The organism is Flaviramulus aquimarinus, assembly GCF_039543205.1.
GTDB lineage: Bacteria > Bacteroidota > Bacteroidia > Flavobacteriales > Flavobacteriaceae > Flaviramulus_B > Flaviramulus_B aquimarinus.
Genome location: NZ_BAABJH010000007.1, coordinates 1 through 12,196, shown reverse-complemented (window position 1 = coordinate 12,196; position 12,196 = coordinate 1). Strand labels below are relative to the sequence as shown.

Below are 12,196 nucleotides of genomic sequence, written 5' to 3'. Positions count from 1 at the left end.
AGAAGAAAGCTGTTTTGTCTATAGAAAAGAAATATATTGATGCATTGAATTATATTGTAGAGGAAGAAGATGAAAGCTCTATAGGTAAGCTCATAATTATTGTAAAGAGAGAAATTGAAAACTTGCCTCCTAAATGCAAACGCACATTTTTACTAAGTAAACAAGAAGGTCTAACAAATATTGAGATTGCAGAATACTTGGATGTCTCCATAAAGTCTGTTGAGGCACATATTACAAAAGCATTTACTATTTTAAGAAAAACCGTTGGCGATAAAATGGATGGTGTTTTGTTTTTGTTGTTTGGGATGCGATCTCGAGCTAAAGCTTAGGCTTTTTTAGTTTTATATTTCTGTTTATAATTTTGTCATTGAATTAGTTAACTTTTACAGGGGTGGCAAGATTTACATAACCCTAATAACCCCTTGTTTTTGGTGCTTCTAGAAACAGACAAGGTGGTTTCACACAAGCGAAACCACCTTGTCATTCAGTCGGGATGACAGGATTTGAACCTGCGACCACACGACCCCCAGCCGTGTACGCTAACCGGACTGCGCCACATCCCGTTTTTAAAAACGGTTTTCAAAGAAAACACATTTTTAAATAATTACAAAGCAAAAAAGCCAAAGCACTAAACTTTGGCTTTTATATTTTACTATTATACTTTAATTATAAGTAGATGTAGACACTTCAAAAGTGGAATCTTTTGCTGCTAAATAACGTTCCGCATCTAAAGCGGCCATACACCCTGTGCCTGCTGCTGTTACTGCTTGTCTATACACATGGTCTGCGGCATCCCCAGATACAAAAACACCTTCTACATTTGTTTTTGATGTACCAGGTACATTGATTATATATCCCGTTTCATCTAAATCCAAAAAGCCTTTAAAAATATCGGTGTTGGGTTTGTGTCCTATGGCTACAAAAAAACCTGTAGCTGGAATCTCGTGCTTTTCATTGGTTTGATTATTGAACACACGAACACCTGTTACCACTTGTCCATCGCCTAAAACCTCATCTGTTTCAGTATTAAACAAAATTTCTATATTTTCAGTATTTTTAACTCTTGCTGCCATAATTTTAGACGCTCTAAATTCATCACGTCTAACCAACATAGTTACTTTTTTACAAAGCTTGGATAGATAGTGTGCTTCTTCGCAAGCAGAATCGCCAGCACCTACAATAACAACTTCTTGATTTCTATAGAAAAACCCATCACATACGGCACAGGCAGATACCCCTCCACCTAGTTTTAAATACTTCTGTTCAGAATCCAAACCTAAGTATTTTGCTGAAGCTCCTGTAGAAATAATAATGGTATCGGCATGAATTTCTTTAATATCGTTAACCCATACTTTATGAACATCTCCCGAGAAATCAACTTTTGTAATCCAACCGTCTCGAACATCAGTTTCAAAACGTTGCGCCTGAGCTTGCAGTTGCATCATCATTTCTGGCCCCGTAACACCTTCTGGGTACCCAGGGAAGTTTTCAACTTCATTTGTGGTTGTTAATTGTCCACCAGGTTGTGTTCCTTGGTACAACACCGGTTTCATATTCGCTCTGGCTGCATATATTGCCGCTGTATAACCAGCAGGTCCAGAACCTATTATTAAGCATTTTATTTTTTCTATTGTATCAGACATAATATTATCTTTTTGTCATAACAAAAGTAGGTTTTTTGCTAGAGAACTTACAGTTAAGTTATCAACAGTTTCTATAAGAAAATAATTTTAAATTATATAAAAAAAGCCTCGACTATCGAGGCTTTTTTTATATAATACATACTGTTCTTATTGAACTTGTGTTTTAGCTCTATTATCCTCAATATCTGCCGCTTCTTTTAACGCGTTATATAATTTTGAAGTCACTGTACTCGATTTTTGTTGCTCTACTCTATTAGCGGCAGCTTGATAATTATCCAATGCTACAGCTGGTATTTCTTTAACAACTTGTATCATGTAAACACCTTTATCACCATCAATTAATTTTGATGTTTCTCCAGTCTTTAAACCAAAAGCAGCACCGACAACTAAAGGCTCTCTTCCTGCTCCTGAAATGGTTGGGTTTTTCATATTGATTCCATTGGCTGTTCTTACTGTGGTTTTTTCAGCTACTGCTAAATCTTCTATAGTTTTTGCAGATACTCGCTCTCTTATAAGTTTAGCTTTCTTTTCTTTTCTAATAATTGGTAATACTTTAGCAGTGGCATCTTCAACAGACATTAATCCTTCTTCGTGCTGTGCTACCAATTGTGCTATAACATAACCGCCAGGTGTATTGAAACGCTTTATATCGCCTACTTCTGCATCGTCTTCAAAAGCCCAACGTACTATTGGTCTTTGGTTTCCTATACCTGGAATAGTTTCATCTAAAACTTTAATTCCATTTACAGGACGCACTACATAATTATTTTCTTTAGCTATGGCATCAAAATCACTTTTACCAGCATTTATTTCAAAATTAGAGGCATCTCTAAATACTTTATCGCTTGTAGCTTCAGATGGCTCTATTTTTCTTGCTATGGTACCTATTTGAATGGCTTTTGTTTTATTTTTTTGCCCTTCAATTTCTATAATGTGAAATCCGAAAATAGTTTTAACAACATCTAAATCCCCTATTTTTCCTTCAAATTCAAAATCATTAAACTCAGTTACCATTGTATTGTATGGGTGCCAATCGTAACGTCCTTCTTTGGCAACACTTCCTTGATCTGAAGAAAATGCTTTTACAAATTCTGGGAATTTTGAACGGTTGGATTTCAATATTGTTAATAAGCTGTCTGCTGTCACTTTAGCTTCTGTTTCAGTCTGAGTTACTTCTGGGGCTGCACTTTGCGCACCTATATAAGGAATTAAAATGTGTCTTACTTTTGCTGAATCCGGAATTTGTTTAACAGCTATTACTTTTGAAATTTTAAAAGCATCATTATCCTTATATGGCCCATAAACCTCACCTTCATTCAAGTTATAAATAGCATCGGCTACTTCTGTTGGCAAGCTAGATTTGAAAACAAAGCGCTTATCGAATTTAACATCGGATGCTGCGATTGAATTTATATAGTCTTCGTTATTCTTAACTTTAGTAAATGCTATAATGGTATCTTTTCTGCCTGTTTCATCAACCAATCGACCATTAATATAGGTATTGAGTTCTGTTTTTATAGCGTTTTCATCTTCTATAGAAGCCACTTCTTTAAACTCTACAAAACGAATATCTCTAGAAGCATCCACTTCGTATTGTTTTTTGTTTGCGCTGATATAACTTGAAATATCAGATTTGGACACTTCTACTATACTATCTGGAATTGAGGTATAGGCTACTTGTACGTATTTAGTATCTACTTTATTACCTTCTAATTTATGCTCTAATTCACCTTCTGCCAATGTACCAGTTAAACCTGCTTTAACCATATTAAAATAGTTCTGGCTTAAAGCATTTGCGGCTACTTGTTTTTCATAATTTACCCAAGCTTCAAAACCTTGAGGTGATGTTTCTTTTAAATTAGCTATATATTCGTTTAGTTTGTTTTCATCAAACAACCCAGCTTCGTTTAAAAACTCAGGACTAGTAGCTAAAGATGTTTTAAGCAAATCTCGCATTTGATCTTTTTCAACAGAGATTCCTAAAGCTTCATATTGGGTTTCCATAACGGCTAACCTAACTTCTTGATCCCAAACTCTATTCATAACTTGTGTATTGGTCGCACCAGGTCCCATTTGCCTTTGTGCCGCTTCTACTTTTTGCAAAAAGTCTTCTCGAGTAATATCTTTACCATTTATGGTTGCAACTATGTTTTGTGATTTTGATGTAAGGGCATCACTGTTTTTAAACAAATCTGCTAATACAAAAGAAAATAGCGCTAATGCTATAATCAATATTAAGAATAGTGAACGTTGTCTTATCTTATTTAAAACTGCCATCTGTAAATTTAATTTTTAATAATCCGTTTAGTTTGGATTTGCTGTTTAGGTTAGTGCCAATATATGATAATTGACCAAAATATCGTGCGCGAAAATACCATTTTCTATTCAATAATAAAAGTAGAACGACGTATTTTAATCTTCCTCTAATACTTTAAGTTCTACCATATCAATTTTAGTATTTGACACTTCTAAAATTGTAAATTGAAAGGCATCGATTTTTACAATATCATTTTGTGCAGGAATCTCTTCAGTATGATTTACAATCAGTCCGCCCAGGGTTTCATAGTTTTCGCTATCTGGAAGATTAATTTTATATGTTTCGTTAATATAATCGACCTCTAATCGTGCTGAAAATTTATAGGTATCTTCTTCAATGGTCTCTTCTATTAAATCTATTGAATCATGTTCGTCTTCAATTTCCCCAAATAGTTCTTCTACAATATCTTCAACGGTCATAATTCCAGATGTTCCTCCATATTCATCTAAAACTACAGCTATACTTTTTCTTTTTTTTATGAGTACATTAAGCACATCTTTAATAAGTACTGTTTCTGGAACAAATTCTACAGGCATCATCATAGATTTAATACTTTTCATTTTTTTGAACAATTCAAAAGAGTGTACATAACCTACAATATCATCAATAGTATCATTATAAACCAGTATTTTGGTACGCCCTGTTTCTGTAAAAAGGGTATTTAGGGCTTTTACGGAAACGGTAATTTCTACCGCAATGATCTCGGTACGTGGCACCATGACTTCTCGAGCTTTAACATCGGAAAACTCTAGTGCATTTTTAAAAATCTGTATTTCGGTATCTACATCATCATGAGCTTCAACAGATTCCATTTGTTCACTTATATAATTTCCAAGTTCCACTTTTGTGAACGCCAATTGAATTTGATCGCCTTCGGTTTTAAAAAAAACTTTCAACACAAAATCGGAGATCCAAATAACAAAGTCTGAAACAAAAGTAAATAGCAGATAAAAGATATAGGCGGGAATGGCTAATGCCTTAATCAAGGTATTTGAATATATTTGGAAAAATACTTTTGGCAAAAATTCTGCTGTTATTAAAATAACAAACGTAGATATAATGGTTTGTGACAATAAACTTAAATCGGTAAGTGCATAATCAACAAAACCGTATGGTGTTGGTACTAATGACTGAAACCAATTTACTAATAAATCACCCATAAAAAACCCATAAACAACTAAAGCTATATTGTTACCAATAAGCATAGTGGTTATAAATTTTGATGGTTTTGCTGTAAGCTTTCTTAATGCCTTGGCTACAATACCTTCTTGCTTTTTTTCAATTTCTATATGGATTTTGTTTGAAGACACATAAGCAATCTCCATACCCGAGAAAAAGGCCGAAAGGATTAATGATGCAATTATGATAATGACATAAATGCTCATTTACTTTGAATTATCTTTATTATCAAATTTTTTCATAAAGTTTTTTCTAAAGAAAAACACAAAAATAGCGGTTGCGGAAAGTAATATTGATGGATAATCAATAACACCGGTATTTGTATATCTAGTAATGGCTGTGTAAGCAAAATAGACTGCAAAAATTATGTAAGCGTATAGAAAGATTTTAGAATATTTCATGTGTATATATTTGTTATTTTTCTATGAACACAACTACCTTCCAATAGTCAAGTACAACATCCCTGTTATCATTTTTTTGTAACTAGTTTTTCAGTCACAGATGTTTTATGATTAAATAATTTAAGAGCAAAGATACTTAAAATTGAGAGAGAGGTGAACATATTTAAAATCTGGTTTTTGGAGAATCCATTTTAGATGAGTGCTTAAAATAAAACCAAACTTATAGCTGTTAGATTTAAAACTATTTTTCAAATTAATAATTAGTATACATTATAGAGGATACCACGTCGAAAAAACTCCTCGTAAAACTCTTTAATCTTCTAGAGTGATAATCCCTGTAACTTCTAGTACTTCGGCATTTGTGAATTTTGAATTCGAGTCAAAACCATTACCATGTATAATATCTGTTTCTGTTTTGAAAGAAACTGGCTCGTTGGTATATAACCATTCTTTCTTTTTATCATAAAATAGTTGTTCAGTTTTTAGAACCTTATTGTCATACGTAGTAATAACGACATTGTTTTGCATATCAATCAAATCGGTATTGCTATAAACAATAGCGTAATCTGCCACTACTGTACTTTTTTTATTGTCTTTGTCATATACATATAACGTAACGCCATCTAGAAACTCATTAAACGGAAAATCCCTATTGGAATAATCCAAAGCTTTAGTACTTATTAAATTTGCAGTTACTCTACCGGAATCAGTATATTTTAAATTAATATTATAATCTATACCAATGGGCTCATTTTCTGATATGCCCATTTTCTGAACTTGCTTAAAGCTGTCGTTGCATGAAAAAAACATAGTCACAGTAATTACTGTGACTATGTTTAGTATATTATTATATATTAATTGTGTTTTCATTAAATACTTGGCACTGTAACCGATGCTCCAATCCAACACCCAATTTTTATGACTTGCCCTGAACAACCGCAGGTAAAAATTTCAGATTTATTAGGCGCTTTAGCTGTATAATTAGCAACGGATTTTGCTGCATTTTTCTTTTGCGTTGGATCTACTCTAGCAGCCTTTTGAGCTTCGGATGCTGCTAACCAATAAACGGCTCTTTTATTAAAGTTAGTATCTCCACATTTATTTGCACTAGCTGCATACATAGCCGCTATTGATAAATAAGGGCGCCCATTTGAAGGATTTAACTTTAAAGCATCTCTAAAATAGCCTCTCGCTTGTCCGTATCTTCCTTTCTTTTTAAGAATTAACCCAATTCTATTAGCTAATTTTGCTTTTTTAAATGTATCCTCTTCTAAATCAAAAGATTCTTTAAAATAACCAATCGCTTCGTTTTCTTTACCATTTTTCAATAAAATGGTTCCAACAAAGTATTTAGTATCTGCAGAAGGTACAGCCTCATCATAAGACTTTACTAATTTTTCATATAAAGGGTCATCAGTACACTCTTTGTAATACATTCTACTTACTGCACGTTTTAACCAAATTCCATTAGTTTTATTCGCTTCATAATCCTTAGTATATAAAGGAATAAGGTTTTCACAGTTTGCTCGTTCACCTAATTTACTGTCAATACTTCCTGAAATTTGATCATAAGCTTTTAAATAGCTTTCATAAAATCTTTTGTAACTGCCTTCTTTTTTTGTTAAAGCAGTACCTCCATCTTCTTTTTCAATAAGTTTATTAAGTTTTCCTGAATAGTTTTTAACTTCTTCTTCTACTTTCTCTACAACATCATCGTATTTATTAAATAAATCTTTAGCTGGTTTTTCTCCTGCATCATACAAATCTACCATTAAAGAAAAATAGGTATATAAACTTTTAGGGTTTGTAAACGTATCTTTATCAAAGTGATAAGCTTGATCAAAACACTCGTATAATTCTGCGTTTGTTTTATTTAATTCTTTTTTGTTATCATATATTAATTGACATCCTTTTGCTAAATATTCGCCTTTTGGAGTTTTGCTTGCAAAATGTTCACCACGTTGATCCCAAAGTTTTAAAAGATCTTCAATAAATGACACTTTATCTGCACCTGTAGCATTCTTGATTTTGTGCTTTAAAATTTTCTCACCATCAACATATATAGCATTGTTAAATTTTGGGCATTTATTTCTTACAGCCATCCATGGTTCGTAAGCTGCATCGTAATTTTTTGCTTTGGTATATTCATGGAATATAGAAAGCTTGGTCATACACTCCTCATCTTGCTGGGCAAAACCAACATTTAATCCTATAAATAATACTGTTAATAATAATGTAATTTTTGTTTTCATAATAATAATTTTATGCTGTTCTTTTAGTCATACTTTCGTTTATTGAACCATCTATCGTTCAAAGATAAGCTTAATTGGAAATTAACAAAATTCTCCTGTACTAAATTGCTATTGGTTGTTCCGCGTTTTCCTATCTCGAAACCTAAATTTGCATTAGAGAAAAGATTCCCAACTGGTAAACCTACACCAAAAGATATGCCAAACTCTTTTATGGATTCATTACTTAAAATTAATCCTGTTTTTTCAAAACGCATTCCAGCTCTATAAACAGCTCGTTTTAAGTAGCCTGAAAACGAGTTGTATTTAGGTATATAAAATCCACCTAATGAAAATATAGAACCATCTTCGTAAGTAGCAAGACCACTACTATATAAATCGTTAGAAAAATTACTGGTTTTTTCAGATACATATTCAGCACCTAAAAACCAGCTTCTTGGTTTTCCTATACCTGCTCCTATGGAAAACTTTGAAGGTAAAATCAAATCGGTTTCCAACAAACCAAGAGCTTCTAAATTAGTTTCTATTGTATTTAATTCTAGTTCGTTACCAGATGCAAATATTCGTATGGTAGAAAAAGACCTTTCATTTTTTGATGTTAGGTTACTTTGTGGAGTATATGTTACACCAGAAACTAATTCTAATTTATCATTTATCATGGTTTTATAGGATAGACCTATATTCAAATTTAAACCACTTAAATCTGACCTATTGTTTTCTCGAGACTGATAAAAAACTGGTTCTCCATTATCATATTGATATTCAATCGTACTATTTTGTATATTCCCAAAGTTATACTGAAAATCAACGCCAATGGATAAACCATCTGCCACTTGATATCCTAACCCAAGAAATACTTTATTTAGTCCGCCTTCTCCATTAAACTTATTTTCAATATTTTCACCATCATCAGTTAAAGACTCTAATTTATAACCAACCGCCGTGTATGGCAATAATCCAAAACCAAAACCGAATTTGCCCACTGGTATCGATAACGCTAAATAATCAAACGTTGAAGATGATGCATCATCTTTACTTATATTGCTTTCTAATTCTGTACTCGTATAGCTGCCTCCTACTGTAAATTTAACAGGTCTGCTTTCATTACCCCAAACAGCTAAATTTTGACCAGCATATGAAGCCGGATTACGTAAATTAACATGAATACTATCGGTATAAATACTTAAGCCCCCCATACTTCTGTTCTCTACAGTACCTTTAAACTTAAGACTTCCTATTCCATAAAAAGAATAAGGTGAAGCTGTTCCTTCTTGACCGTAACTGTGAATTGCTAATACTGCAATAAAAACTAATACAAGTTTTTTTATCATGCGTTTGTGTTAAATTGTAAAATATAGTTCAATCCCTCTAAAAGAAAATTAGAATTGGCAAATATGCTACTTTTTAATTGTTTAGACAAGAATTTAGCATCGCCTCCTGTTAAAATTACTGTTAAATCTGGATATTTGATTTTATATGTGTTTATTACGCCATCTATTTCTTTTAAAATACCATTAACAACCCCCGAATGTATGGAGTCATTTGTGGAATTTCCAATGATATCATTTGGCACTTCTGATTCTAATAACGGTAAGTTAGCTGTTAAATTATTTAACGATTTGTAACGCATGCCTAAGCCCGGCGAAATAGCGCCACCTAAATACGCATTATTGGACGTTATAAAATCATAGGTTATACAGGTTCCTGCATCAATAATGAGTGCATTTTCATGAGGGAACCGATTAATAGAACCACAAACCAAAGCGATTCTATCCACGCCTAAAGTTTTAGGTGTTTTATACTTATTCTTAAAAGGCAACTTTGTTTTAGAATCTAAAACCAATACATCAAAAAGTTTGGAAATGGCCTTAACATCAACGCTTTTTAGACGTCCAACAGATGCTATAATAGCCTTTTTAATAGAATCGTGTTTTTTATTTAAAGCTCTAACATGAACCAAAACATCCTCTAACTTAACACGTTCTTTATACTTAAGCTTTCCACCTTTAAAAACAGCTAGCTTTACAAAAGAATTACCTACATCTATAATTAAATTCATATTTTCTTAAAGCTGTAAATTTACAAAACACCTAACAATTTAATTATTAATTATTCTATATTATTATAGTGTGAATACCTCTTTAAAGACTTATTGATATAAAACATTTATTTTTTGTATTTTTATTTTGGCGAATACCAAAAATGAATATATATTTGCAACCGCTTTGGCGAGGTACCTTAGCTCAGTTGGTAGAGCAAAGGACTGAAAATCCTTGTGTCCCTGGTTCGATTCCTGGAGGTACCACAAAAAAATCCCGAAACTTTAATGTTTAAGGGATTTTTTGTTTTATAGGGTGTTAATTAGGGTGCTGATTAGATTAAAAGTAATTTTTTATTATCCTCTTGAACAAACCAGGAAAAGTCTAGTATTTTTTAATAATAAATTCCAATTTCTTTTTTTAAATCAAATACCTCAGCTTCTAAAGCTTCAATTTCTCCTTTTAGATGTGCAATTTTCTTATATCTTTTTTGACATTCCAGCTCCAGTTTTGATATTTTATCAATTATTGATTCATGTAAATTAATTCCATCCTTGTTTTTTTCAATTTCACTAAACAGTTAACTTTCATAGTCTTTAATATGTTCATCGAAAATTTCGTCACTTAAATAGGCCTGTTTTTTACTGATCTTTGATATTAGATATTACAGAAAGTGAATGAATGTATTATAACAGATCGTTATGTAAAGATAGCTTTGGAACTAATTTACTCTAGGTTTAAAAAGACTCTCTTTTTGGATTATTGAATTGACGCCCCGTACCCAAAAAACGAAAACAAGGGCGGGGGTTTTTATGTGGTAGGCGTTTGTGAAGTGATTTATTGTTTTACATGTTAGATTTGGAAATAAAACCTCTTGATTTCAAAAGAAGTTTTAGCAGCTGGAACTGGACTCGAACCAGTTGTCTTAGGGGTATAAGTTTTGTGTTTAAGTTATTTTTAACACTTTTACTGGGTTCACAAGGCATAAAATTATAGAAGCATATACAAAAACGCATACAGTTTGAAGTTTTCAGATTATTGAAAATATTTAACCTTAAATAGATATAAAATTGACATCATTCTACAAAATCCAAATTAAAACTCCCTCATTTTTTATAGACTACAGATAAACTTGAAACATCTTAATAAGCTCAGTTCCTATTAGCACCTCATTATATCTATGCCAAGCCAACAAATTATGGCAGTATTTTTTAGTGCCTTAGCACAATGCTCTTAAATATGGTCAAATCAAATACCTACCCTTTTCTTAGAAAATCATACAAATAATGAATTTCATATGTCCCAATTTGGTTAGAGTTAAAAGTTAATCTAGTAGCCTCAACTTTACCTGCGAAGAATATGTTTATTTGTTTAAGCTTAATCTTTTTTAGTAATGTGGTTCATACATATAGTCGGAAATCAATTGCCTTAAATCCTGATGTTTATCTATTTGAGCTAAATCAAACTCAAAGGCTTTTTCGGCCACTGCAACAGCAATTTCTAACGATAAATTTCTAATTTCTGACAATTTTGGATATAGTGAACCCACATTGATATCATCTTCTTTAACCAATTCGGCAAGGGTTTTGGCAGCAACTAAAAAAAATTCGTCAGGAATAATTCGAGCTTTAGTGGCTATAACTCCCAATCCAATCCCTGGAAAAACATAAGCATTATTACCTTGTCCTGGATAATATTTTTTACCATTGAGGCTTACCTTATCAAAAGGGCTTACACTTGCGAAAATGGCATTGCCTTTACTCCATCTGTATGCCTGCTCAGCTGTACACTCTGCTCTTGAAGTTGGATTAGATAAAGCAAATATTATCGGTCGGTCATTGATAATATCCATTTGCTGAATAACATCTTTGGTAAATGTTCCCGGAGCTCCAGTAGCTCCAATTAGCACCTGAGGTTTAATTGATTTAATTGCTTCGATAAAATTTAATTGTTCATGATTATGAGCATAAGGAAGATTGTGCTCCATGTAGATAAAATTGACGACTGACCTTATTATATTTTATAATGCAAAAAACTTATCATTTATTTTTAGCATCAAAAAACATAATCAAAGGTTCTTGATTCACAAAGCCAAATATTCAGAAAGCCTTGTACTTTTAACTCAGCTAAAGTTCCAATAAAAGCTTAGGTTTTAAAATATAGCAGAGGTTTGAGCATAAATTTGAGCTCTCTAAATTCCAGCATATATAAAGTCAATATTTATAAGGGCTTTATTTCAATTCAGAGCAAAAAAAATCCTCAACAAATGAATGTTGAGGATTTACAATTCTAAATCGAGTTTAGAATAAAAAAGGCAACGACTCTACGCTCTCCAAATGCAGTACCATCTCGCAGATGGTATCAGCTA

At 32.4% G+C, this 12,196-nt stretch carries 10 protein-coding genes and 2 tRNA genes; 2 read left to right on the top strand and 10 right to left on the bottom strand.

Going from position 1 to position 12,196, the window contains the following annotated elements; all coding sequences use genetic code 11:
* Positions 1–14 precede the first annotated feature (14 nt).
* Positions 15–329 carry a sigma factor-like helix-turn-helix DNA-binding protein gene (locus ABD941_RS13310; protein ID WP_345274638.1) on the top strand — a complete coding sequence of 105 codons (315 nt, stop codon included), beginning with the start codon at positions 15–17 and terminating at the stop codon, positions 327–329.
* Between the two features lie 159 nt (positions 330–488).
* On the opposite strand, the gene ABD941_RS13305 is transcribed toward ABD941_RS13310, so the two are convergent.
* The 9 genes from ABD941_RS13305 to ABD941_RS13265 all read right to left on the bottom strand — a co-directional run bounded on the left by ABD941_RS13305 (position 489) and on the right by ABD941_RS13265 (position 9,848).
* A tRNA-Pro gene (locus ABD941_RS13305) sits at positions 489–563 on the bottom strand.
* 99 nt (positions 564–662) lie between these two features.
* Positions 663–1,643, bottom strand: coding sequence for a thioredoxin-disulfide reductase (gene trxB, locus ABD941_RS13300; RefSeq protein WP_345274637.1), 981 nt, complete (start codon positions 1,641–1,643; stop codon positions 663–665).
* Positions 1,644–1,790: 147 nt separating this feature from the next.
* Entirely contained in the window at positions 1,791–3,920 is a 2,130-nt protein-coding gene (locus ABD941_RS13295; RefSeq protein WP_345274636.1) for a peptidylprolyl isomerase, read from the bottom strand.
* Between the two features lie 135 nt (positions 3,921–4,055).
* A complete protein-coding gene (locus ABD941_RS13290; protein ID WP_345274635.1) occupies positions 4,056–5,345 on the bottom strand; it encodes a hemolysin family protein in 1,290 nt (429 codons plus the stop codon).
* On the bottom strand, positions 5,346–5,540 hold the full coding sequence (locus ABD941_RS13285) for a hypothetical protein (RefSeq protein ID WP_345274634.1): 195 nt from the start codon (positions 5,538–5,540) through the stop codon (positions 5,346–5,348). It abuts the gene before it with no gap.
* A gap of 312 nt (positions 5,541–5,852) precedes the next feature.
* Positions 5,853–6,410 carry an LPS export ABC transporter periplasmic protein LptC gene (gene lptC, locus ABD941_RS13280; protein ID WP_345274633.1) on the bottom strand — a complete coding sequence of 186 codons (558 nt, stop codon included), beginning with the start codon at positions 6,408–6,410 and terminating at the stop codon, positions 5,853–5,855.
* The gene (locus ABD941_RS13275; protein ID WP_345274632.1) at positions 6,410–7,792 is read right to left on the bottom strand and encodes a tetratricopeptide repeat protein; all 1,383 of its coding nucleotides are present in this window, start codon (positions 7,790–7,792) and stop codon (positions 6,410–6,412) included. Before ABD941_RS13275 ends, lptC begins: the two co-directional genes overlap by 1 nt.
* Before the next feature lie 23 nt (positions 7,793–7,815).
* Entirely contained in the window at positions 7,816–9,120 is a 1,305-nt protein-coding gene (bamG, locus tag ABD941_RS13270) for a BamG family beta-barrel-assembly machinery protein (protein WP_345274631.1), read from the bottom strand.
* A complete protein-coding gene (locus tag ABD941_RS13265; protein ID WP_345274630.1) occupies positions 9,117–9,848 on the bottom strand; it encodes a type III pantothenate kinase in 732 nt (243 codons plus the stop codon). The genes bamG and ABD941_RS13265 overlap by 4 nt, the downstream gene beginning before the upstream one ends.
* Before the next feature lie 173 nt (positions 9,849–10,021).
* Between ABD941_RS13265 and ABD941_RS13260 the strand changes: the two genes are divergently transcribed.
* Positions 10,022–10,094: transfer RNA gene (locus ABD941_RS13260), tRNA-Phe, on the top strand.
* A gap of 1,121 nt (positions 10,095–11,215) precedes the next feature.
* Here the strand turns inward: ABD941_RS13260 and ABD941_RS13255 are convergent.
* The gene (locus ABD941_RS13255; protein ID WP_345274629.1) at positions 11,216–11,815 is read right to left on the bottom strand and encodes a malic enzyme-like NAD(P)-binding protein; all 600 of its coding nucleotides are present in this window, start codon (positions 11,813–11,815) and stop codon (positions 11,216–11,218) included.
* Between the last annotated feature and the right edge of the window lie 381 nt (positions 11,816–12,196).